Origin of the sequence: Bradyrhizobium sp. CSS354, from assembly GCF_029051725.1 — a bacterium.
In the GTDB taxonomy this organism is placed as follows: domain Bacteria; phylum Pseudomonadota; class Alphaproteobacteria; order Rhizobiales; family Xanthobacteraceae; genus Bradyrhizobium.
In genome coordinates, this window is record NZ_JAACFU010000005.1 from 132,004 (window position 1) to 155,975 (window position 23,972).

Below are 23,972 nucleotides of genomic sequence, written 5' to 3' on the forward strand. Positions count from 1 at the left end.
TATCTATCCGGTGAAGCCTGCGCGCCGGCGCAGATCCTTGCGGTCTGCGCCGGTCAGCAACGCGATCAGCGCGGCCGCCTCTTGCCGATGTGCGGCTCGCGTGGTCACGCCGGCCGTGTACATCGTGACGAGCTCGCAGCCCGGCGGCAGCGCTCCTGACAGCGCGATGCCGTCGGTCGCGATGATCTCGGTCGCTTGCGTGCAGCCGATCGGATGCGCGGCGGTGGACGCCGCAAGCTCCCGCATCGCGGTCGCGCCGTTGGGAAAGATCTTGAGGCGCGAAGCGACCTCGTAGGCGATGCCGAGCTGATCCAGCACCTTTGCAACGTGCTGTCCCGCCGTCGAGGCTTTCGTGTCCGGGACGTAGATCGCGTCGGCGCTGCGCAGCACCTCGCGCAGGTCAGCCTCGGTCTTCACCGTCATCTTGGGCTCGCGGCTGCGGACCGCCAGCGCGGTCTCGACTCGCCCGACATCCGAGATCGAGGAGGGGATGACGAGCGTCTCTTCGGCAAGCTTTGCAAGCAGCGCCTGCGTCAGGATCACCAGATCGGCGGCCGTTCCTGTGCGCAGCTTGTCGGCCATGATGCCGACCGCGCCGAACTCGCCGTCGATGCCGAAGCCGGTCTGTGTCTTGAAGGGATCGCTGAGGCCGCGCACCAGGCCTTGCGCCGCGCCTCCGCTCAAAATGCTCACTGTCGTCACGATGCCAGCTCGATGGCTGCAATGATCTTGTCGCGGGTGATCGGCAGGTCGCGCATGCGCACGCCGAGGCAATCGTAAACGGCATTCGCGATCGCCGCGGTCACCGGGCCGTGGGCGGCCTCGCCGGCGCCGACCGGCTCGATCTCCGGACGCTGGACGATCTCGACATCCACCGCCGGCACCTCGCTGAAGGTGAGGATCGGATAGTCGGTCCAGGACGTCGATGTGATGCGCGTGCGGTCGAAGCGGACGCGTTCCTTCAGCACCCAGCTCGTCGCCTGGATCGCGCCGCCCTCGATCTGGTTGATGACGCCGTCGGGATTGATGGCCTCGCCGACATCGACCGCCAGCGTCAGCCGCTTGACGCGGATGTCATCGGTGCCTTCGATCTCCGCAATCGCGGCGCAATAGGCCCCCGTGTTCTTGTAGCGGGCGAAGCCGACGCCATGACCGATGCCGGACTGCTTCTGCGGTTTCCACTGCGCGCGTCGTGCCGCGGCGCGAATGACCTCCTTCGCGCGCTCGTCGCGCAGATGACGCAGGCGGAACGCGATCGGGTCTTCGCCGCGGAGGGCGGCGATCTCGTCCAGCAGGGACTCGATGGCGAACACATTGCCTTGTCCGCCGAGCGTTCGCAGCGCTGAGGTCCGCACCGGCATGATCAGCAGCCGGTGGCTCGTGACCGTCCAGGCCGGGAGGTCGTAGAGCGGGACGGAATTGCGATCGCCGCCGCCACCGCTGGCAGCGGGCGGATTGGTCGAAATCATGCGCGGCCAAGGGGTCGTAATCTCGGTTGCGGCAAGCAGCGCGGGCTGTGCCGCGCGCCCCGGCCGCGCCGCGTGGCCGTTGCTCCAGATCGCATGGCGCCAGCCGACGATCTCGTTGTCCGCATCGAGATCGGCCTCGATCTCGATCGCCATCGCCGCGCCGAACGGCGCGTGGGACATCTCGTCGTGGCGCGACCATTGCACACGCACAGGACGGCCGCCGGCCCCTTTCGCCAGCAGCACGGCATCGAGCGCGACATCGTCGGCAGCATTGTGTCCGTAGCAGCCGGCGCCCTCCATGTGCTCGACGACGATGTTTTCCGCCGGCAGCTTGAGCACGGTCGCGAGGTCGGCGCGCAGAAGGTAGACGCCTTGGCTGTGGGTCCAGACATGGACACGATCGTCGCCGGCCCATTGTGCCATGGCGCAGGACGGCGCGATCGAGGCATGCGCGATGTAGGGACGGATGTATTGCCGGCGGAGGGTGCGAGCAGAATTCTCTGTCGTTGCCGCAGTGGTCCTGAGGTCGATCACGGTGGTTTCGATCGGCTGGCTCTTCAGGAACCCGGCCAGATCATCTTCGTCGGGCAACGGCTCACCGGCCGACCATGCCGCGCCCTTGCGCAAGGCCTTCAGCGCGGCCTCCGCCGCTGCCTCGCTGTCGGCAACCACCCCAGAAAAGCCCCCGTCTCGCACGATCGCGATGAGGCCGGGAACGGTTCGCGTCGCCGTTTCGTCAAGCGCGATCAGCCTGGCGCCCGAGATGTCCGGCCGCAGCACGCGTCCGTGCAGCAAGTCCGGCAGCGGACAGTCATGAATGAAGCGCGGACGTGCGAACACCTTGTCAGGAATATCGACGCGCTGAACCGAATGTCCGGCGACGGTGCGCTTAGTGACAATCTTCGCTGTCGCGCCCGCAATGGCGTCGTGGTCGAGCGAAACGTCGCTGGCCAACTCCCAGTAGCTGGTCCTGACATTGCCGGGACCTGAGATCGCGCCGTCTTCGATCTCGAGCAGCGACGCATCGACACCGAGACGTTCGGATGCCGCAACGAGGAAACGCTGGCGGACCTCCGCACAGGCGTGGCGCAGCGCGCGGCCGGATTGCTGGACCGAAAGGCTGCCCGAGGTGACGCCCTCGTTCGGGCTGGCCGCCGTGGACGCCCGGATCATGTCGATGCGGCCAATATCGACGTCGAGCTCGTCGGCTGCGATCTGCGCCAGGGCGGTGACGATGCCCTGGCCGATCTCGACCTTGCCGGGCGAGATCGCGACACGGCCATCGCCGATGAGCTTCACCCAGGAAGACAGCTTTGGATTGGCCGCAAGGCTGACCGGCAGTGTCGGGGCAGGGGATGCCGAACTCATGATCTCGCCATCTCCGAGGCCGCCCGCAGCACGGCGCGGACGATGCGGTTATGAGATCCGCAACGGCACAGATTGCGATCAAGCGCCGTTCTCACCTCCGCCTCCGTCGGCGACGGATTGCGCTTCAGCAGCGCCGCCGCGCTGATCAGGATTCCCGAGACGCAATAGCCGCATTGCATCGCCTGCTCAGCGATAAAGGCGCGTTGCAGCGGATGCGGTTGCTCCGCTGTGCCGAGGCCTTCCACCGTGACGATGTCCTTGTCTGCGACCGACCACATCGGCATGTCGCAGGAGGCCATCGCGTGATCACCGACCATGACATGGCAGGCGCCGCACTCGCCGGCCCCGCAGCCGAAATGCGGACTGGTGACGCCGAGCCGGCCGCGCAGCACATCGAGCAGCGTCTGATCCGGACCGGCATCAACGGCCGCCGCCGTGCCGTTGAGCTGGAATTGAATGGTGGGCATTGTCGCTCTACGGCTTCAGGACTTGTCGAACTTCTTGACCACGTCGGCCCATTTCTCGATGTCGCCGCGCAGGAATTTGTCGAATTCCTCCGGCGTCATCGACATGGGCGTCGCGCCCTGCGCGGTCCAGAGCTTGACGATGTCGGGCCGCTTCACCATTGCGTTCACGGCGGCATTGAGCTTGTCGATCACAGGTTTCGGCGTGCCGGCCGGCGCCATCAGGCCGAGCCAGATCGTGGCTTCGTAGCCTGCTACGCCCGCCTCGATCGCTGTCGGCACGTTCGGCAGCACCGCTGAGCGCTGCTTGCCGGTGGTCGCGAGCGCGCGGACCTGGTTCTCGCCGATGTTCGGCGCCATCGCCGGCACCGCGTCGATCATCATCTGCACCTGCCCGCCGATCACGCCACTGCGCGCCTCGCCACTGTTGCGGTAGGGGACGTGGACGAGATCGATGCCGGCCATGGCTTTGAACAGCTCGCCGGCCATGTGATAGGGCGTGCCCTGGCCGGAGGAGGCGTAGTTGAGTTTACCCGGCTGCGACTTGGCGAGGGCGACGAACTCCTGCAGAGTCTTCGCTGCGACTTGCGGGTTTACCACGATGACGAGATCGGAAGAGTTCACCGGTGCGATCGGCGCGAGGTCGCGCATCAGCTCGTAGTTGCGCTTGTCCGGCGTCAGCAGGGATTCATTCGCGGTCTGGGTGTTGGACATCATCAACAGCGTGTAGCCGTCGGCGGGCGACTTCGCCGCTTCGACCGTGCCGATGACGCCGCCCGCGCCGGTGCGGTTCTCGATCACGAAGGGCTGGCCAAAACTCTCCTGGAGCGCATTGCCGATCTGCCGGGCCGCGACATCGGCCGGCCCGCCGGCGCCGAAGGGCACGACGATCCGGACCGCGTGGCTGGGATAGTCTTGCGCCAGGGACGGGGCTGCGGAGAATGCGCTGAGCAGGCCGGCGGCCAGCGCCAGCATGAATTGTCGGGCCGTCACACCCACCTCCCTGATATCGTTCTTGTTGGCCGGCACTGTAGCGGCAGGGGAGGCGGACTGTCGACGCCTCACAAGGCCGACGGTGCCCGGAATATCGGGCGGTCTTCGGTGTGGCGGCGCCGCTCTTCGCGGTCGCGGCAGGAACCGGCGGCGCACGCGTTCTGAGCAAATCGCATGGACGTTGCCGGAAAAATACCCTCGGCTGACAGGTATTTTGGTGTTACCAAATCGGACATGAACCAGCACGCCAAGATCGAAATCCGCCATTCGACCTGTCCGCATGATTGCCCGTCGGCCTGTGCCCTCGATATCGAGGTGGTCGAGGGACGCAGCATCGGTCGTGTCCGCGGTTCGAAAACGCAGACCTATACGGCCGGCGTGGTCTGCGCCAAGGTTGCCCGTTATGCCGAGCGCATCCATCACCCTGAGAGGCTGATGTATCCGCTGCGCCGCACCGGGCCGAAGGGCTCCGGCCAATTCGCGCGGATCAGCTGGGACGAGGCGCTGGACGAGATTGCGGATCGCTTCAACCAGGCCGAGCGCGAATTCGGCGCGGACTCGATCTGGCCTTATTATTACGCCGGCACGATGGGGCTGGTGATGCGCGACGGCCTCAACCGCCTCACGCATGTGAAGAAATATTCGCGGTTCTATCAGACCATCTGCGCCAATGTCGGGCGCATCGGGTTCGCGATCGGCACCGGCAAGATCGCCGGCGTCGATCCGCGCGAGATGGCGCTATCGGATCTGGTGGTGATCTGGGGCACCAACCCCGTCAACACGCAGGTCAACGTGATGACGCACGCCTCCCGTGCGCGCAAGGAGCGCGGCGCCAAGATCGCGGCCGTCGACATCTACGACAACGAGACCATGAAGCAGGCGGATATCAAGATCATCCTGCGGCCGGGCACCGACGGCGCATTCGCCTGCGGCGTGATGCATGTCCTGTTCCGCGACGGCTATGCCGATCGCGCCTATATGGACAAGTACACCGATTGCCCTGGCGAGCTCGAGGCGCATCTGAAGACCCGCACGCCGGAATGGGCGTCCGCGATCTCGGGCGTGCCGGTGGCGGAGATCGAGGCTTTTGCCAGATTGGTTGGCGAGACCAAGCGGACCTTCTTCCGGCTCGGCTACGGCTTCACCCGCTCGCGCAACGGCGCGGCGCAGATGCATGCCGCGAACTGCATTCCCGCGGTGACCGGCGCCTGGCAGTATGAAGGCGGAGGCTCCTTCTTCAACAATTATGCGCTGTGGCACTTCAACGAATCCATCATCGAAGGTCACGACGCCATCGACCCAACCATCCGCGCGCTCGACCAGTCGCAGATCGGCCGCATCCTCACGGGCGATTCCAAGGCCCTGCAGGGCAAGGGTCCGGTCAAGGCGCTGCTGATCCAGAACACCAACCCGATGACCGTTGCGCCGGAGCAGGCGCTGGTGCGCCAGGGTTTTGCGCGCGAGGATTTGTTCGTCGCCGTGCACGAGCAGTTCATGACCGAGACGGCGCAGATGGCCGACATCGTGCTGCCTGCGACGATGTTCATGGAACATGACGATCTCTATTACGGCGGTGGTCACCAGCACATCTCGGTCGGGCCGAAGCTGATCGACCCGCCCGGCCAATGCCGCTCCAACCACGAGGTCCTGCAGGCGCTGGCGCCGAGGCTTGGCGCCAAGCATCCGGGGTTCGAGCTGACGCCGCGTGAATTGATCGACGCGACGCTGAAGCTGAGCGACCACGGCGATATTGCCGGTCTCGAAGCCGACCTCTGGCGCGACCTGCAGCCGGACTTCCGCACGTCGCATTATCTCGACGGCTTCGCCCATGCCGACAGGAAATTCCACTTCAAGGCCGATTGGGCCCATCCGCCGTTCGGCCAGACGATGGGCGATTTCGACAAGATGCCGTCGCTGCCGGACCATTGGGCGGTGACCGAGCATTCCGACCAGGCCCATCCGTTCCGGCTTGCGACGAGCCCGTCGCGCAGCTTCCTCAACACCACGTTCAACGAGACGCCGTCCTCCCAGGCGCGCGAGGGCAAGGCGAGCGTGATGATCCATCCCCTGGATGCCGCCGCGCTCGACATCGCCCATGGCGACGCCGTGACGCTCGGCAACACCCGCGGCGAGACCACGCTGATCGCCACACTGTTCGAAGGCGTGCGGCGGGGTGTGCTGATCGCGGAGTCCGTTCATCCCAACAAGAACCATATCGGCAACCGCGGCATCAACATGCTGACGGGGGCGGACACCATCGCGCCGATCGGCGGCGCCGCTTTCCACGACAACAAGGTCTGGATCAGGAAAGCGGTCGCGGCCTGAGCCTGCGCTTCGATCGCCTTTCAACTTTGTGTCGAGGCGCTAAAGCCGCGCCGCGCCGCAGTTTGCCCTTGCACCTTCCGCCCGAGCTGCCGCAAATGGCCGCTAAACGGGAGCCCAAGGAAGCGAGCGTGCCATGACCGACACCACAGCCGTGATCACCGAGAAGCGCGGGCAGGCGCTCTGGATCACCATCAACCGGCCCGAGAAACGCAACGCGCTGAATGGCGAAGTCATCGCGGGCATCGCACGCGGCTATCGCGACGCGCATGACGACAAGGACGTGCGCGTCATCGTGCTGACGGGCGCGGGCGACAAGGCGTTCTGCGCCGGCGCGGATCTGCAGAACTCCGGCGCGGCTTTCGCGATGGATCATTCGAAGCCAAATGTCGACTATGCCGATCTGTTGCGCTTGTCGCAGAACGCGACCAAGCCCGCGATTGCGCGCATTGGCGGCGTCTGCATGGCCGGCGGCATGGGCCTGCTCTGCATGGCCGACATGGCCGTCGCCGCCGATCACGTCATCTTCGGCCTGCCCGAGGTGAAGGTCGGCGTATTCCCGATGCAGGTGTTGAGCCTGTTGCAGTCCATCGCTCCACCTCGCCTCGTCAACGAATGGGCGCTGACCGGCGAACCGTTCGACGCGGACGCGGCACTCGACGCAGGCCTTCTCAACTACGTCGTGCCTGCGGCCGAGCTCGACGCCAAGGTCGACTGGCTGATCGGCCGTATCGTCGACAAATCCCCGACCGCCATCCGACGTGGCAAATACGCCATGCGGGCCATCGCGTCGATGTCGTTCGACGAGAGCATCGCCTACACCGAAAGCCAGATCTCACTACTGGCGATGACCGAGGACGCCAAGGAGGGCCTGAAGGCATTCGCCGAGAAGCGCAAGCCGGTCTGGACGGGGAGATGAGGGGCGCTCCGGTCATCAGCTTTCGTTAAGCTGACTGAGATCGTGCATGGCGAACGACCTAGTTATGGTGCTGATGCAGGGAACGCAGACGGAAGACTGCCTGCCCTCAATTCCACCATCATCGACCCGCTGACCGCAATGCCCTGACCGCTTCGCGCGGGTTGCGTTTTGGAAGCGCTTCCGAAGCGTGCATCGCCACTCGCTCCTCTGTTTGCGCTATTCTTGGTGTCGCAGTCGTTCGGCCGCTCACGGGACATCTAGTCAGGCAATCAATGAGCGTGCGCTCGATCGCCTATAGGTCATTTCTTGGATCAAAGCTCCTCCCATTCGGGCTGTCCTCCCTCTCTAGTTTGACGGCAAAAGCGAAAACTTTTCGCATTTGGATTTTCTTCCCGGACCGTGCCGAGTTGCCATCATACGGAAAAGATTGACGTTTTTCCGTTTTGGTGTATCCTGGCCGAGGATACTTCAAACGAGAGAGCGTTGGAGCGCGCACGACCATGATGGGCGGCGATCAGTTCGACTATGGCCAGATTCCTCCCCAGATGCGGGACAGGCTGCCGGAGCTCGAGGTCGTCATCCAGGAGGGGGTGGAGCGGGAGGCCTGCAGCGGACTTGTGATCGGCGTCGCGCTGGTAGAGGCCAAGGAAGGTCTGGGGCACGGCATTTTCTTGCGGTGGTGTCGCGTGGTTTTGGGGTTCAAGCCGCGGAAGGCGCAACTCTATATGAACGCAGCGCATCTGTTCCAGCGCCACGGCGAGGTCGTGTGCCGGCTGCCGCTGACCGCCGCTCAGGCGCTGGGTGCTGCGTCGGTGAGCGAGGAAACGGTGCACGAGGTGATCGCGCGGGTGCGGCGCGGCGAGCGGGTGACAGTCGAGTTCGTGAAGCAGACGATCCGGCGCGCCAAGGAGGGCTCCGCTAAAATGGAGACGGACTCGGCTGAATCGGTTCAGATCGCGGCGATGATCACGGAGGCGTTGGACGCCCACCAATGCCGGCTGCTGCACGCTTTTCTTGAGGAGCGGCCGTCCGCGCGCCATTTCGTGGCGGATCTTGCCGATCGCGCGGCCGCGAAGATTCGCAGGAGCCGCTCTGCGCGGGCGACGCCCTCGATCCTCAGCCTGCCGGCGCCCTAATCGAGCATTCCACGTCGTGAAGGGCGGGCCACGCGCAAGCCCAACGGAAGGTATTTTGTTCATCATCTAAGGGCAATGGCACCGCGATGATCCTTGACGAGTTGTTGACGCCGATAGTTGCTGCGCTGGCCGCGACCGAGTTGGGCGTTCCGAAAACGCAAATGGTCATCGACCAACACATCGGCTCGTTCGAGGCGATTTTGGAGCATGGCTTGACCTACAAGCAGATTGCCGAGGGTCTGAACGTCCGGGGGGCGCGAGGTCGCACGGGCGCGGAGTTCACCGGGCAATCGCTCTACAACTTCATCAAGCGTGCTAAGGGGAAGAAGGATCGGCCGCCCGGAGCGGCAACGAGGGGGCCGTCCGTTCGACCAACCGATGTTGGCGGACCATCGCCGGCGAGCACAGCGAAGAACCAGCCGACGTCGCCCGAACTTGAAAGGTTTAAGCACCGTATCGACCAGGCCCGGATCCACAACGCAATAGACGATCTCTTCCGTCGTGGAAAACGGTAGCGCGCATGCTTATCGAGGAGGATCGTGCCGAAGTTAAGAGCCTCGTCCTCCGGGTCCGCCGTCCTTCGGCGGATGTCGCGGTCCATCTCGAAGCCCTCGACCGGGCCGCGTCGTTGTTTCAGTGCCGGAGCGCGCGGCGCGACGCCTCGGCTCGTATCGGGGAAGTCATCTCGCAGCTGTCCGTGCTCGTAGATGCGGCGCATCACGCGGCTCACACCGGCGTCGCCTGCATTCCGTCCGAGATATTGCCTGAGACTTTCGACGCGCTGATCGGGCGTTATCCATTCTCGAACTGCGACATGGCGCCTGTCACCGCTGAAGTGCTGAAGAATGCCGTCAGTTGCGCAGTTTCTTCCCGGACGGTCGTCGTAGCTGCGCCCGTCGAGCCCCATGTTGTGAATGCGGCGCTGCGCCAGGTCCCGGGCCAACCGCATTTGGTGGCCGTCAGGTCGACACCCTTCCCATTTGACGCGGCGACGACGTATTTTTTCGAAGGTTTGGCCACGCCGGCTGCGGGCGATCTGAGAAGGCGGCTCGGAGATTTCATCGCTGGGATGACAGATGTCGCGCCCAGCTTCCTTGAACATGTGCGCGATCGCGTGTGCCTCGCCACACGAGATCCGCAGCGGCAAAACCGCGGACGGCGAACGCTCTGTGATTGGGCCGAGCCGTCGCCCGGAGCCCGTCTGGTTTGGGACGTGCTCGAGGCCGTTCTGGATCCCATGACGGAGCGACCGCAAGGCCCGGTTCAGGACGTCATCATTCGGATCGTCGATATCCTGGCGGGGTCGATTGGCGTAGACAACATCCGTTCCGACGTCGTTTCCGCGATGTTGACGATCTGGGTCGCGAGCTGTCAGCACCATATCGTGGCAACGCGTCTGTCGGAACTCCTGGACGGCGCGTCGGGGCGAGCGGAAACGCTGCGCCATCGGCGTCGACGCGGCTTCTGGATCGCCTGCCATGGCGCCGTCCGTGACTCGGCCGCCGAACTCTGGCGCCGGGCATGCATGGGCGACTATCATCATGTCGCGCTGCTTGGCGGCTCTTCCAAGCCGTTCGATGCCACGTCAGCCTCGCCGGCCGGCGGCGTCAGCAGCACGCCGAAAGCCCGCGCGACGGGAATGCCGATGCCGACTCTCGATCTTGCCGCCGCAGCTAGCGCCGGGACGACTTTTCGATTCCTCCGCACCCTTGCAAAAGCCTGCGCGCCCGCGCTCCGCCCGTAAGCCGAGCCAGGCGTCCTCAGACGATTGATATCAATTTCCGACGGATGACGACAATCTACGACAGTTTCCACATAGGGTTCGTGGGGGCCTTGTTCGTCAAGCCATGCCTTATTCAGCTGCTCGCCGACAGAGGAGAAGCAGCTCGATGCCGGGTTGGTACTTCATTGTCATCTTGTCCGCCATCGGCGGCCAGGGAAAGAGCCTGTTTACCGAACTCGTGGCGCTGATCTTGCGCTCGCGCGGATGCAAGATTGAGGTCTTCTCGGCGGACGTCGCTGAGCGGTTGGCTGACAAGCTCGGCAGCGTCACCAAGATCGACACCGATCTGCTCGACGCATCCGACGATCCGCTTGCTTTGTTGCGGGCATTTTCACCCCTGTCTAACGCCCTCGATCAGGCGGTGACAAGCGGTAGCAGCATCGTGCTCGACACGGCGGCCACATGGGACGTGACGGTCTTGCGCTTCCTGCGCGACATGGACGTCGATAAGTTGGTCGCCGACGGGGGCGGCCAGATGATCGTGGCGCTTGTGACCACCTCGAATCGTGACGCCATGCGCGCATTGGCGACGAACACGAGCTTAGTGCGCACCGCGCTACCGCTCGCCCGGCCGCTGTGGGTGCTCAATGAACGGGTCGGCGTCGTGTTCCCGCCGAATTTCGATCCGGGCATCATCGACCTGGAGCCGGAGCACTTCGACGAGATGCGTGCGGGCGTGACGGAGATCGCGCTGCCGCGGCTCGATGACCGTCTGTGGCAGCCCGTGGACCGTGCAGGATTGAACCTCGTCGATTTCGTGAACGCCGATCCGGCGAAACTCGCCCCCTTGTGGCTCGATGCCTCCGGCCGGCCGCTCGATCGGCTGTCGGCGGCGGCGGTCCAGCGGCGCATCGCGAACTGGATCGCAAAGATGATGGAGGAGGCCTCGCGCGGGCTCAGGTTTCCCGATGCCAATTAAGCTTGGGCCGACCTTCGCACGAGCCGAACAGCGCGGAGCCGCGGCTTCTTGCACGCTGGTCCGGCGCCTCGCTCGATCGACCAGCCTGATTTCCTTGCTGCTAGATCCGCCACGGGAGTTTCAGATGCTGACGCGGGCTGAACGCGAGCAAGTCCTCAAACTCCGGGTCCGTATCCGTCGAAGCCGGATCGGCCCGTGCGAGCACCGGCTGCGGCTCATCGGCCGCTGGATGGACGCCTTCTGGAGCAAAATCACGTGGGTGTAAACAGCTCCAAGCAGGGCCGGAAAAAGCCATTGGCGAAGCAACGGACGCCCGCCGCCTCGATGCACACCTCTGGAAGGACAAGGATCAGCGTCCAGAACTCCTCGAGATGCGCAATCTCTGCGTTCGTCGGACCATCGACGGGATGCAAGTCATGGCGGCCCTGACGGCTGCGTCCCGCGCCGAGATTGCGCTCTGGCATCTCTATATTTCGCCCCGGCGTACGCTGACGGCGGACGAAGTGGCGAAGGTCGTCGATCTCGTCCTCACAGAACTCAAGGCACATGACCACCCGTTGATGGTGTTCGCCCACAACGACAAGCCGCGTGCTGGAGGAGGTGCAAATCATCTGCACCTGCTGTTGGGCCACGTTTCCCCTCAAACTTTTCGCGCGCTGGACATGCGCCATCATGCACCGAGACTCCACAAAGTCATGGCGCTCGCGGCCTACCTGATCGAGGGCGAGGCCGTCCCGAGCCGTTGGCAAAAGTCGGTCATCGAGGCGCTTCGCGCCGATGGCAACGGTCACGTTGCCGACTGGCTTATCGACGAACTCGGGGTCGTGCCGGTCATCGATGCGCCGCGCATGACCGATTCCATGCGCCGAGCGGCTCAGGCTGTTGACTTCCCGCTGCCCAGGTTTCAGTCGGAGCTGAAACGCCTGTGGAAGAGTTCAGCGACGGAAGCCGAATTCGCCTCGTTCCTGGGCCGCAACAACGTGGCGGTCAAACCGGGGAATGCGCCGAGAGTGATCGCGTTTCACCATCCGCAGTTGTTCGTTGGTGCCTTGCATCGCATTCTCAGGCAGGAGGTCTCGGTTGCTTATCACGAGGCGCAGCGCCGGATCCCCCGGTTACTTCACGCCGATGAAGGCAACCCACTCGATGCTGCCTCGTCAGATGCTTCGGCCGAGGTCCTGAAGCCGTCCGATGCTGATCGGCGCGCCCGCCTCGATTTGCAGAAGAGGATCGATGCGATAGAGCGGCCGTTGGCTCGTCTGAAGACGGAACGTCTATCGCTGATCTACCAACCGGGCCGTACAGGCTCGGGCGAGCCGATTTCCCCGGACGAAATCGCCATCCGCATTCACCGTCTTGCCCGAGCCGAGTCCATTTTGGAAAAAGCGATTTCGCTGCTGTGCCAGGATGCTGGGTGGATGGTCAGACCGGAGCTCGATTTGATGCAAGCCGCGGGGAAGATCGTCACCTCGGCGGCCGAGGACATTCCGCCGAACATTGAGATCGCGCAGCGCGGGGAGGTGGAAGATGTGCGAGTTTCCGACTGGAGTCCTTAGTGACGGAAGTTCATGCGGTTGCGAGCCTTTGAAAGCGTCCTCAAGAGACAGGGCTGATCCCGCGGGGGACTTTGGATGACAACGCCTGAGACCTTACCCGCTGTGGCACAGGGGGATCGGAGCTATCGTTCAATGGCGGCTTGCGTTGACCTCGCGCTGGCGCAACACGATCTCGAGGAGGCGGCGGAGCCGTCGCACTGATCCGCCGCGCCAATGGTGCGCGATGGCGGAAGTTTCGCTCGGGCTCAGGCCCTCGATCCAGCGCCGGTCCATACCCTGGTCGCGCAGGATATCGGTGATCACCGCGGGGATGAGAGCCAGAAGGTCGGCCTCCGTCGGCTTGGGAAAGTCTATCTTGCGGAAGCGATCGAGCAAAGGAGAGGGCAGGTTGTCGATGAAATTCGCCGTAGCAACGTAGCAAACGTGTCGCAGGTCAACGGGGGTCTGCAGTGCGGGGTCCGGATATTGCCGCGCCGAGTCGATTTCGAGGAACCCAAGAAGGCAATCAAACAGGCGGCCATGGTCTCGCCCCGTCGCGGCTTTGTCGAGCTCATCGAGCAGGATCATTACGTTGGCATGCCGAGCGCGCGCGATCGCCAGAAGCGGATGGCACGGCTGCGCGGTCGCCCATCTGCGGTCTGTTCCGGAGAACGCCGCGCCATCGGCTCCACTTGAATCAGTCCGCCACATGCCGACGCCAAGCAGCTGCTGCAGCCGTTGCGCGAAACGCGTCTTCCCGCTCCCGGGCGGCCCCACCATCAGCAGCGGGCGGAAGGCGATCGTGGGGCGACCGACGAGGTCGGATAGCACAAAATCGACGACATTGGCCGCGTAGCTGAATTCCGCCATCAACTGGCGGCGCACTTCCGCAAGCGCCGGTGTCTTGATCAGCGGCAAGGGTACATCGATCAGGCCTTTCAAGGGCGTGACGATCTCCTTCAATTTATAGCCCGTCATGGTGACCGGATCCGTTCGCACCACGATGACATGCCCCTCGGGAACGTCCAGCAGCGGCCTCTCACTACTGGCGTCGCTGCGCATGGCCTCCCGCTCGTCGGCTTTACGCAGACGCTCCCGCGAGCGGGCGAATGCTGTCTCCTCGGCTTCCTCGATCCTGCGCCGCGCCATGCTGGCGCCGAGCATCGCAGCTGCCCGGATTGCGGGCGTCTGAAAGGCACCTATAACTTCGTGCGCGCAGACTGGCAGTGCCGCCCAGCCATAAACGAGGGCCTCGATCTCGGCGGCGAGCTCGAGGGGGATGGACGGCGGAAGTTTGTGAAAGGCGGCAACAAGCGCGCTTGCGACACGGCGGTGCTCTTCGTCGAGCCCCCTGTCGCGAGGTAGCGCCAGCGAGATCAGCCGCACGCCATCGGCAAGGCTCCGGCACTCCGGCTTGTCTTCGCGGACCGCCCGGTGGTCGAGCTCGACGGCAAGCGCGCATCCGCTTGCGGCGTCGGGCGTGTCGATCCATGTCTCCGTCAGGGCGATGCCCGGGCAGACCGTCTCGATTTCGGCGGCGAGGCGCTGGTAGACCGAATGGTCGGCGCGCGAGGCCAGAACAGCGTAGCGCAGCACCCGTGGCAAGCTGGCAGTGGCCTGCTCGCCGGATGCGGAATCCTCGGCCGCGCCCTCGATGACCTCCTCATCGAGGTCGCTCGGCGGCAGGTCATCCAGATCATCGATCATGAGATTGCTCGGCTCGCGTCGACGCCGAAACACGGCGCCAGCCGGTCCTACTGTGAAAAATCGCGGATCGCTCTTGCCATTGCGGAGGAGGGCAAGGCCCCGCCTACGCAAACGACGAACATGGACGCTGCAGAAAACCTTCCGCAGCGTCCAGTCGCGCTCAGGTCTAGAGCTGCATCACCGGGCGCTGCGTCGGATCGACCGGCCGCCACTTCGAGCTGTCGACATGCGCCCCGCAGACGGCCTTGGCGGCGGTCGCCATCGAGGGGAAGGCGATGTCGACGGTGATCCGCATGCGATCTATGGCTCCCGGGATCGGCGTCAGCACGCCGGCCTCGAACAAGGCGGCTCGACGTGCCCGGGTCACCGGGCTCGCGCTCGGATTGGTGGCGATGCGGAAATCCGAGCCGGCCGCCACGACAAATCGGTCGTTGGCGGGATAGCCGCGCGCCCAGATCGTCTCATCATAACGCAACTCGAACTCCGCGCCGCCAGGCGACAGGTGCACGTCGATCTCCATCGGGCCGCTCTCTACATCGTCAGCCGCCTCCGGCGACAGCACCGGCGCGTCCACCTGTGGCATGCCGCCCGGCGGCGGTTCGAATGCGGTCAAGCCGGCATCGAACAGCAAGCGCTGTGCGTCTTCGAGCATGCGCTCATGCAGCGGCAGGTCCAGCGGATCGATCTCGGGCATCCGTGGCGGGCTGCCCGCGACCACTTTCATGACGCCGCAGCGATCGGCCGCATGCGTCAGCCAGAACTGCAGGTAGGCTGCGGTCTCTTTCGTGAAGCGCACCTCCTTCGAGGTCCCGCGCACCACCACCACCTGGCGGGCCCACGCCTTCTGCGGATCGGCAAGGTGTTCACCGAGCCGCCGGCTGAAGCAGTTCGTCTCGCCGAGATAGATCGGAACGTTGCCGTCCTGAACGTCGCCGGTCATGGCATAAAAAGCCGGGCAGGCGAGCTCGCTCGCCACGAGCTTGGGGCCGAGGCTCATCGGGAACACCAGAACTTTGACATGGGCGGCGCGGTCGATGATCTCGCGAACGTCGGCAACACCTCCATACGGGCGGTGCACATGGCTCGTGGTGCGCGTGCTGATGAGCGGCTTGTCCTTGAAGTAAGACATGTTGAAGATCTCCTGTTCGATCGAATGTCCGTTGAAATCCGAACGGCAGCAGTCCCGACACCTTGCGTGCCGAGAAGCTGTGCCGTTCGGAAAGCTCGATGGGGGGCGAGGCTAGTGGATCGCGATCCACGACAGCGAAACGCCGCCATCCACGCGCGTCAGGCGGCCCGACGAGCTCATGAGCTCCGAGTGCGCAAGGCGCGACCGGACAGCCATCTGGGAGGGAACAAGAAGATCAAAAGAGAAATTCGCCGACGAATCGGCAATATACTGGCCGATAGCCATTGGTAGACTCCTGGTTAGTCTGCTGTGGTTAGGTCGCCGTCCGATCTGAACCATCGGCGGCGGCCGCCCTTGCGGTTATGCGTAGGCCGGACAAACATAGAACAAAATGTGGCCGGGCGCAAAGTCCAAATATTTGTCGATTTTCCCGAAATTCGCCCCGGGCGATTTTCCCCTCCAATTGTGCAGCTCGCTTGACAAGGCGACAACCTCGCTACCAGCCGGCCTGGGGATGGCGGAATGCTGCTCAGAGATATCTTTGCTCCCAGTTTGATAGTAAAGACCGCGAACGAAAGTTTGAGGGCCATCCGTCGTTATCTCAATAGGCGCGACGACTCTAATCAGTCGATCGACCGGTCGCGCACGCAGCAGGCGCGGTAAATTCTATTGAGGCAGGCGGATGATGCTAATGTCCTCTCCGCAACTTTATCTGTGACATTTTTCCGGTGCGCAGCGCTCGAGGGGGACATCGCTACCCAGCGTTGGCCTTTAGGGCCGCGGCCTGGATGCCCGCCACCGCACAAGCTTCGTCATTGTCGGACGTGTCGCCCGACACACCCACCGCGCCGAGCAGGGTCGTGCCGTCCATGATCAGCACGCCGCCGGGGACCGGCACCAGCGCGCCCTTGGCCATGGTGTTCACGGCGTCGATGAAATAGGCCTGCTCCTGCGCGCGCTGGAACAGGGCGCGTGAGCCGAGGCCCATGGCGAGCGCGCCATAGGCCTTGCCGTGGGCGATCTCGGCGCGCATTAGGCTGGTGCCGTCCTGCGCCGCGGCGATCTTGAGCACGCCGCGGGCGTCGAGGACGGTGACGACGAGCGGCTTCAGCTTCAGCTCGGTGGATTTCGCGAAGGCGGCGTCGAGGATCTTGCGGGCGGTGTCGAGGGTGAGGTCAGCCATGGCTGGTTTCCTTTGCGAGGGGAGGGATTGTGGATTGGGTCTTCGCACGATCAAGGCTCATCGCCAGCACGCGCGCGACGTGAAGCGCTTCGCGCTGGGCGCCGTCGTGGATCTGGTGCCGGCAGGAGGTGCCGTCGGCAACAACGAGCGTATTCTGGTCCGCGCGCCGCACGGCGGGTAGCAGCGAGAGCTCGGCCATCTCGATCGAGGCATCGTAGGTGTCCGCGCCATAGCCGAAGGCGCCGGCCATGCCGCAGCAGCTCGACTCGATGGTCTCGACCTCGAGGTTGGGAATGAGGCGCAGCACCTGCTCGACCGGCTTGAACGCGCCAAAGGATTTTTGATGGCAATGGCCGTGCACCAGGGCTTTGTCGGCAACGCTGCCGAGCGGCAGTTGCAGCCGGCCGGCCTCGGCCTCGCGCACCAGGAATTCCTCGAAGGTCAGCGCGTGGGCGCCGACGGCCTTGGTGTCATCGTCCTTGCGGAGCGAGGCGAGCTCGTCGCGCAAGGTCAAGAGGCAGCTTGGCTCGAGGCCGACGATCGGCACGCCGCGCGCGGCAAACGGCGCGAAGGCGGCGACAAGACGATCGAGCTCGACTTTGGCTTCGTCGACGAGACCGGCGGAAAGGAAGGTCCGGCCGCAGCACAGCGGACGGCCGCCGCTTGCGGGTCTCGGCAGATGCACGCGGTAGCCGCCGGCCGCGAGCACGCGCAGCGCGGCCTCGAGGTTCTCGCGTTCATAGATGCGGTTGAAGGTATCGGCGAACAGCACGACCTCGCGGCTGGTTTCCGGTCCGACCGTTTCGGCCGGCGGCACGAACACGTCGCTGCGGAAGGCGGGCAGCGTGCGGCGGGCGCTGATGCGGGCAAAACGCTCGAACAGCTTTCGCAAAAGCGGGCTGCGGTTGCGCAAATTCGCCAGCGGCGCGAAGCGCGACGCGAGGCCGGCATAGCGCGGGAGGTAGCCGACCAGCCGGTCGCGCAAGGTCAGGCCATGCGAGGCCGCGCGCGCGGCGAGCACCTCGATCTTCATCTTGGCCACGTCGACGCCGGTCGGGCATTCGTGGCGGCAGGCCTTGCAAGACACGCAAAGCTTTAGCGTCTCCATCATCTCGTCGGAGGAGAGCGCGCCCGCGCCAAGCTGGCCGGAGATCGCGAGGCGCAGGGTGTTGGCGCGGCCTCGCGTCACGTCCTTCTCATTGCGCGTCGCGCGGTAGGACGGACACATCACGCCGCCCTCGAGCTTGCGGCAGGCGCCGTTGTTGTTGCACATCTCGACCGCGCCCTGAAAGCCGCCGCCGGCCCCGGGATAAGCGGACCAGTCGAGTTTTGTCTTGAGCTCAGCGACGCGATACTCGGGCTTGAAGCGGAATAGCGAACGATCGTCCATCCTGGGAGCGTCGACGATCTTGCCGGGATTGAGCACGCCACCGGGATCGAAGCGCTGCTTCACCTCGCGGAAATCGGCGACCAGGCGCTGGCCGAACATCGTTTCGTGGAATTCGGAGCGCACCAGGCCATCGCCGTGCTCGCCGGAATGCGAGCCCTTGTATTCGCGCACCAGTTCGAAGGCTTCCTCGGCGATGGCCCGCATCGCCTTGACGTCCTTCTCCAGCTTCAAGTTCAGCACGGGCCGTACATGCAGGCAGCCTTCGGAGGCGTGAGCATACATCGTGCCGCTGGTGCCGTGCTTGGCAAACACCTCGCCCAGCCGCGCGGTGTAGTCGGCGAGATGCGGCAGCGGCACGGCGCAGTCCTCGACGAAGGAGACCGGCTTACCCTCCTGCTTCATCGACATCATGACGTTGAGGCCGGCGGCGCGGAAATCGGCGATCCCGCTCTGCAGCGCGGGTTCGGTGATTTCCACCACGCCGCCCCATTTGCGCTTGTCGTTGTTCCAGCCGAAGCCGAGATCGCCCATCAGCTCGCCGAGCTGCTTCAGGCGCACGAAATTGTCCGCCTGATCCTCCTCGGCGAACTCGACCACGAGCACCGCATCCGGATCACCCTTGATCGCGGCGGAGATGATGGGCCGGAACATCGCGATGTCGCGGCCGAGCGCGAGCATGGTGCGGTCAACCAGCTCGACTGCAATAGGCTTGAGCTTGACCAGATGCTGGGCCGCGTCCATCGCCTCGTAAAAACTGCCGAAATGGCAGATTCCGAGCACCTTGTTGCGGATCACAGGCCACAGCTTCAGCTCGACCTTGGTGGTGAAGGCGAGGGTGCCCTCGGAGCCGACGAGAAGGTGGGCCATGTTGTTGCGCGCATTGCGCGGCACCAGCGCATCGAGATTGTAGCCGCCGACACGACGCTGCACTTTTGGAAAGCGCGCGGCGATCTCCCCGGCCTCTCGGGTGCCGAGATCGAGCATGTCGCGGAACAGGGCACGCGCGCTGTCGTTCGCACCGAGATCGGAGAGATCGCGCGACACCTCGCCGAAGCGGCTCAGCGTGCCGTCAGCGAGCGCGGCCTCCATCGACAGCGTGTTGTCGCGCATGGTGCCGTAGCGCAAGCTACGGCCGCCGCAGGAATTATTGCCGGCCATGCCGCCGATGGTGGCGCGCGACGCCGTGGAGACGTCGACCGGAAACCAGAGGCCGTGTTTCTTCAGCTGGCGGTTGAGGTCGTCGAGCACGATGCCGGGTTCGACCACGCAGGTGCGCCCTTCGACGTCGAGCGACAGGATCCGGTTCAGGTGCTTCGAGAGATCGACCACGAGGCCGTCATTGACGGTCTGGCCGCATTGCGAGGTGCCGCCGCCGCGCGGGGTCACCTTCAGTCCCTCGTCGCGCGCGATTGCCAGTGCCCGCAGGCCCTCGTCCATGGTGCGCGGCACCACCACGCCATAGGGCATGATCTGGTAGAAGGACGCGTCCGTGGCGTAGCGGCCCCGGCTGAAAGCGTCGAACAGGACGTCGCCGGTCATTTCCCGGGCCAGACGTGCGGCAAGGCCGTCCTTTTTGGCCGATTCCTGTGATTTCCCGGGCACTTCCGCTGCCATATCCGCTCTTGCCTGTTCGCCGCCCCCGTCTTGCCTCCGGTCACGGCCCTTGGCAAGGCGAGCCCTGCTTCTTGTGCATTGACGGACCCCGCCCGGCGAGGGACAAGCCCGGCGAATAGTGATATTCGAGCGGCTCGCAGCCCCTTGAGGCCAAAGGGCTCGAAGTCAGGCTGGGCTCAAAGCCAAGACAGACTCAAGAGACAGACGCAAAAGACAGACTCAAAGACCGGGAAGGACGCCGATGACCGTGCATACTGGAAGGCATTTTCTCCAGATTCCAGGACCGACCAACGTGCCCGACCGGGTGCTGCGGGCGATGGACATGCCGACGCTGGACCATCGCGGTCCGGAGTTCGCCGAGCTCGGTTTCGCCGTCCTCGCCGGCATGCAGCGGGTGTTCCGCACCAAGCAGCCCGTGATCATCTTCCCCTCGTCCGGTACCGGGGCCTGGGAAGCTGCGATGGTCAACGTGCTCGCGCCCGGCGACAAGGTGCTGATGTGCGAGACCGGCCAGTTCGCCGTGCTGTGGCGCGGCATCGCCGACAAGTTCAAGCTCGACGTCGACTTCATCCCGAGCGACTGGCGCCATGGTGCCGACCTCGCCGAGATGGAGAAGCGCCTTGCCGCCGACAAGCAGCACATCATCAAGGCGGTTTGCGTCGTCCACAACGAGACCTCGACCGGCTGCGTGACGCCGCCGCTCGAAGTGCGCAAGCTGCTCGACCGGGTCAAGCATCCGGCGCTGCTGATGGTCGACACCATCTCCGGCCTCGGCTCGATGGAGTACGAGCACGATGCCTGGGGCATCGACGTTTCGGTCGCGGGCTCCCAGAAGGGCCTGATGCTGCCGCCGGGCCTCGGCTTCAACGCCGTCTCGGAAAAGGCGCTCGCGGTGGCCAAGGCCAACCCCGGCATGCGCTCCTATTGGGATTGGCAAGAGGTCATCAGCTTCAACAAGCTCGGCACTTTCCCCTATACGCCCGCGACCAATCTGCTCTACGGCCTGCGCGAGGCGATCAAGATGCTGGAAGAGGAGGGGCTCGAGAACGTCTGGACACGCCACAAGCGCCACAGCGCGGCGACGCGTGCCGCAATCAAGGTCTGGGGCCTGGAGACGCAGTGCGCCGATCCTGCCGCGCATTCGCCGGCGCTCACCGGCGTGCGCGTGCCTGATGGCCATGACGCCGATGCCTTCCGCAAGGTGGTGCTGGAAAACTTCGACATGTCGCTCGGCACTGGCCTGAACAAGGTCAAGGGCAAGGTGTTCCGCATCGGCCATATCGGCCATTTCAACGACCTGATGCTGATGGGCACGCTCGCCGGCGTCGAGATGGGCCTCGATCTTGCAAAGATCCCGCACCGGAGCGGCGGCGTGTTGGCGGCCATGGACGTCCTGAAGGGACGTGACGCGCTGCCGATGGCCAAGGCTCAGGTGGCCTAAGGGCTCAGGTGGCCTGAAGCCTCAGCTTGCCTGAACCAACTTCGAGAAAAGAGAGCGCGCGATGAACGCACCGACGACTGCCAGCGAAGACCTGCTCTACTCCGTCACGGACGGCATCGCGCGGATCACCTTCAATCGCCCGCAGGCGCGCAACGCACTGACCTTCGCCATGTACGAGCGCATGGCGGAGATCTGCCAGGAGATCAACGCCGACCGCTCGATCAAGGCGCTGATCCTGACCGGCGCCGGCGACAAGGCGTTTGCCTCCGGCACCGACATTTCCCAGTTCCGTGCGTTCAAAACCGCGCAGGATGCGCTCGACTATGAGGCCCGCATCGACCGCGTGCTCGGCACGCTTGAGCAGTGCCGCGTGCCCGTGATCGCGGCGATCGCGGGGGCCTGCACTGGCGGCGGCGCCGGAATTGCGGCCTGCTGCGACCTCCGCATCGGGACTGAAACGACGCGCATCGGGTTTCCGATCGCGCGTACGCTCGGCAACTGCCTGTCAATGTCGAATATCAGTCGCGTCGTCTCGCTGGTCGGCCCCGCCCGCACCAAGGATCTGATCTTCAAGGCGCGCCTCGTCGAGGCGCCGGAAGCACTGGCGCTCGGTCTCCTCAACGAGATCGTCCCTGATGTCGAGACGCTGCAGCGCCGCGCCGACGAGACTGCCAGGCTCGTGGCGAGCCACGCCCCGCTGACGCTTGAAGCGACCAAGGAGGCAGTGCGCCGCATCCGCCGCACGCTATCGCGCGAAGAGGGCGAGGATCTGATCCTCAAGGCCTATATGAGCGAAGATTTCCGCGAGGGAATGGACGCCTTCCTCAACAAGCGCACGCCGAACTGGAAGGGCAAGTAGCGCGGATCCCGCTTGGCTTCGTCAGCCAAAAGTCATAGGCGGCGCGATGCGCGCCGGCTTGAACTCGCCAGCATTCGTCCGCAAAATGCATCGAATTCCTGGCAACAAGCCAAACAATAACCAGGGGACGAAACTCGTGCGAATTCTAGTGAAAACTGTTGGCGTTGCAGCAGCGTTATCGTTGAGCACCCCGGCCTTTGCCGGCTGGGAGCCGACCAAGCCGGTCGAGATCGTGGTGGCGGCAGGCGCCGGCGGCGCCTCCGACCAGATGGCGCGGATGATGCAGGCCGCGATCCAGAAGAACAATCTGATGAAGCAGCCGATCGTGGTCTCGCTCAAGGGTGGGGCTTCCGGCGCCGAAGCGCTGATGTACATGAAATCCAGCGAGGGCGACCCCAACAAGGTGCTGATCGCCTATTCGCTGATCTACATGCTGCCGCTGTCGGCGAAGATCCCGTTCAACTGGCGTGAGCTCACCCCGGTTTCGGTGATCGCGCTCGACCAGTTCGTGCTGTGGGACAACAGCGCGGGTCCCAAGACGGTGAAGGAGTTCGTCGCCGCCGCGAAGGCGGCGAGCGCGCCGTTCAAGATGGGCGGCACCGGCTCCAAGCGCGAGGATCACGTGCTGACCGTGTTCCTCGAGCAGAAGACCGGCGCGAAATTCTCCTATCTGCCCTACAAGTCCGGCGGCGAGGCGGCGACCCAACTCGTCGGCAACCACACCGAATCCAACGTCAACAATCCATCCGAAAATCTCGAAGTCTGGCGCGCGGGCCAGGTGCGTCCGCTCTGTGTGTTCGACAAGGAACGAATCTCCTACACCAGCAAGGTGACGGAGACGCAGTCCTGGGCCGACGTCCCGACCTGCAAGGAGGAGGGCGTCGATGTGCAGTATCTGATGCTCCGCGCGACGTTCCTGCCGGGCAAGGTCACGGCGGAACAGCAGGCGTTCTATGTCGAGCTGTTCCACAAGGTGACGCAGACCGCGGAATACAAGGACTACATGGAAAAGCAGGCGCTGAAGCCGATCTTCCTCACCGGCAAGGACATGGTGCAATTCCTCGAGGAGGACGATGCAGTCAACAAGTCGCTGATGACGGAAGCTGGATTCGTCGCGAAGTAGCTTTTGCTTCTCCCTTTCCCCGCAAGCGGGGAGAGGGGGGAATTGAACTTACTCCGTCCCCAACGGCTCATGTCCAAAACCGAAATCGTCGTCGACGATCCGACCGCGCCCGAGGACGACTCGCCTTCCGTCGTCTCCTCTGGCACGATCGAGATATTCGTCTGTCTCCTGTTGCTCGCGCTGGCCGCCACGCTCGGCTACGACAATTGGCGCACCGGCGCCTCCTGGGATTCGACCGGGCCGGAGCCCGGCTATTTCCCGTTCTATCTCTCCGTCATTCTCGGTGGTGCCAGCCTCTACGGCCTGATCGTGGCGCTGGTCGCGCACCGCGCGGCAGCTGAGACCTTCGTCACGCGTGCGCAGGCCCGCCGCGTGATGGCGGTGTTCGTGCCGACGCTGCTGTTCTGCCTGGCGACGCAGTTTCTGGGCCTCTATGTCGCGAGCTTCCTGCTGATCGCCAGCTTCATGCGCCTCGTCGGCAAGATCGCGCTGTGGAAGTCGCTGCTCACCGCTGTCGTATTCACGGCGATCATGTTCGTTACCTTCGACATCGCTTTCGACGTCATCATGCCGAAAGGGCCGCTCGAAGCGGCCTTCGGCCACTAAGGCGGGCGCGCG

General features: G+C 64.4%; 20 protein-coding genes. 11 read left to right on the plus strand and 9 right to left on the minus strand.

The genetic code is table 11. The annotated features are described in order from the left end of the window. Positions 1-3: 3 nt before the first annotated feature. From GWG67_RS13580 to GWG67_RS13595, 4 genes are read right to left on the minus strand one after another with little or no spacing between them, the layout of a single operon-like run. Positions 4-702 carry a substrate-binding domain-containing protein gene (locus tag GWG67_RS13580; protein WP_275169834.1) on the minus strand — a complete coding sequence of 233 codons (699 nt, stop codon included), beginning with the start codon at positions 700-702 and terminating at the stop codon, positions 4-6. Next, a complete protein-coding gene (locus GWG67_RS13585) occupies positions 699-2,837 on the minus strand; it encodes a molybdopterin cofactor-binding domain-containing protein (RefSeq protein WP_275169835.1) in 2,139 nt (712 codons plus the stop codon). Before GWG67_RS13585 ends, GWG67_RS13580 begins: the two co-directional genes overlap by 4 nt. Continuing rightward, positions 2,834-3,304: a (2Fe-2S)-binding protein gene (locus GWG67_RS13590; protein WP_275169836.1), complete on the minus strand. Its 471-nt coding sequence runs from the start codon at positions 3,302-3,304 to the stop codon at positions 2,834-2,836. The genes GWG67_RS13585 and GWG67_RS13590 overlap by 4 nt, the downstream gene beginning before the upstream one ends. A 15-nt stretch (positions 3,305-3,319) precedes the next feature. Then, positions 3,320-4,276, minus strand: coding sequence for a tripartite tricarboxylate transporter substrate binding protein (locus tag GWG67_RS13595; protein WP_275170193.1), 957 nt, complete (start codon positions 4,274-4,276; stop codon positions 3,320-3,322). A gap of 252 nt (positions 4,277-4,528) precedes the next feature. Between GWG67_RS13595 and GWG67_RS13600 the strand changes: the two genes are divergently transcribed. The 7 genes from GWG67_RS13600 (at position 4,529) to GWG67_RS13630 (ending at position 12,929) form a co-directional block, all read left to right on the plus strand. Continuing rightward, positions 4,529-6,619: a molybdopterin-dependent oxidoreductase gene (locus GWG67_RS13600; RefSeq protein ID WP_275169837.1), complete on the plus strand. Its 2,091-nt coding sequence runs from the start codon at positions 4,529-4,531 to the stop codon at positions 6,617-6,619. A 133-nt stretch (positions 6,620-6,752) separates the two neighbouring features. After that, on the plus strand, positions 6,753-7,535 hold the full coding sequence (locus GWG67_RS13605; protein WP_275169838.1) for an enoyl-CoA hydratase/isomerase family protein: 783 nt from the start codon (positions 6,753-6,755) through the stop codon (positions 7,533-7,535). Positions 7,536-8,035: 500 nt separating this feature from the next. Further along, entirely contained in the window at positions 8,036-8,671 is a 636-nt protein-coding gene (locus tag GWG67_RS13610; protein ID WP_247411811.1) for a hypothetical protein, read from the plus strand. Positions 8,672-8,757: 86 nt separating this feature from the next. Beyond that, positions 8,758-9,186: a hypothetical protein gene (locus GWG67_RS13615; RefSeq protein WP_275169839.1), complete on the plus strand. Its 429-nt coding sequence runs from the start codon at positions 8,758-8,760 to the stop codon at positions 9,184-9,186. A 5-nt stretch (positions 9,187-9,191) separates the two neighbouring features. Then, the gene (locus GWG67_RS13620; RefSeq protein ID WP_275169840.1) at positions 9,192-10,415 is read left to right on the plus strand and encodes a hypothetical protein; all 1,224 of its coding nucleotides are present in this window, start codon (positions 9,192-9,194) and stop codon (positions 10,413-10,415) included. A 145-nt stretch (positions 10,416-10,560) separates the two neighbouring features. Continuing rightward, entirely contained in the window at positions 10,561-11,373 is an 813-nt protein-coding gene (locus GWG67_RS13625; RefSeq protein WP_275169841.1) for a hypothetical protein, read from the plus strand. 416 nt (positions 11,374-11,789) lie between these two features. Further along, positions 11,790-12,929 carry a hypothetical protein gene (locus tag GWG67_RS13630; RefSeq protein ID WP_275169842.1) on the plus strand — a complete coding sequence of 380 codons (1,140 nt, stop codon included), beginning with the start codon at positions 11,790-11,792 and terminating at the stop codon, positions 12,927-12,929. Positions 12,930-13,058: 129 nt separating this feature from the next. Here GWG67_RS13630 and GWG67_RS13635 read toward each other — a convergent pair whose 3' ends face one another. The 5 genes from GWG67_RS13635 to GWG67_RS13655 all read right to left on the minus strand — a co-directional run bounded on the left by GWG67_RS13635 (position 13,059) and on the right by GWG67_RS13655 (position 19,856). Continuing rightward, positions 13,059-14,615, minus strand: coding sequence for an AAA family ATPase (locus GWG67_RS13635; RefSeq protein WP_275169843.1), 1,557 nt, complete (start codon positions 14,613-14,615; stop codon positions 13,059-13,061). A 166-nt stretch (positions 14,616-14,781) separates the two neighbouring features. Then, positions 14,782-15,744 carry a hypothetical protein gene (locus GWG67_RS13640; protein WP_247411850.1) on the minus strand — a complete coding sequence of 321 codons (963 nt, stop codon included), beginning with the start codon at positions 15,742-15,744 and terminating at the stop codon, positions 14,782-14,784. A gap of 111 nt (positions 15,745-15,855) precedes the next feature. Further along, a complete protein-coding gene (locus GWG67_RS13645) occupies positions 15,856-16,029 on the minus strand; it encodes a hypothetical protein (protein WP_247411853.1) in 174 nt (57 codons plus the stop codon). A gap of 469 nt (positions 16,030-16,498) precedes the next feature. Further along, on the minus strand, positions 16,499-16,927 hold the full coding sequence (locus GWG67_RS13650; RefSeq protein ID WP_275169844.1) for a heme-binding protein: 429 nt from the start codon (positions 16,925-16,927) through the stop codon (positions 16,499-16,501). Then, positions 16,920-19,856: an FAD-binding and (Fe-S)-binding domain-containing protein gene (locus tag GWG67_RS13655; RefSeq protein WP_275170194.1), complete on the minus strand. Its 2,937-nt coding sequence runs from the start codon at positions 19,854-19,856 to the stop codon at positions 16,920-16,922. The genes GWG67_RS13650 and GWG67_RS13655 overlap by 8 nt, the downstream gene beginning before the upstream one ends. Positions 19,857-20,172: 316 nt before the next feature. Here GWG67_RS13655 and GWG67_RS13660 point away from each other — a divergent pair, with 316 nt between their 5' ends. From GWG67_RS13660 to GWG67_RS13675, 4 genes are all read left to right on the plus strand, one after another. Further along, complete coding sequence (locus GWG67_RS13660; RefSeq protein WP_275169845.1) at positions 20,173-21,372, plus strand: alanine--glyoxylate aminotransferase family protein; 1,200 nt, start codon at positions 20,173-20,175, stop codon at positions 21,370-21,372. Between the two features lie 61 nt (positions 21,373-21,433). Continuing rightward, the gene (locus tag GWG67_RS13665) at positions 21,434-22,231 is read left to right on the plus strand and encodes an enoyl-CoA hydratase/isomerase family protein (RefSeq protein ID WP_275169846.1); all 798 of its coding nucleotides are present in this window, start codon (positions 21,434-21,436) and stop codon (positions 22,229-22,231) included. Between the two features lie 136 nt (positions 22,232-22,367). Then, the gene (locus tag GWG67_RS13670) at positions 22,368-23,354 is read left to right on the plus strand and encodes a tripartite tricarboxylate transporter substrate binding protein (protein WP_275169847.1); all 987 of its coding nucleotides are present in this window, start codon (positions 22,368-22,370) and stop codon (positions 23,352-23,354) included. 69 nt (positions 23,355-23,423) lie between these two features. Beyond that, positions 23,424-23,960, plus strand: a complete 537-nt coding sequence (locus GWG67_RS13675) for a tripartite tricarboxylate transporter TctB family protein (protein ID WP_275169848.1) — start codon at positions 23,424-23,426, stop codon at positions 23,958-23,960. Positions 23,961-23,972: the final 12 nt, after the last annotated feature.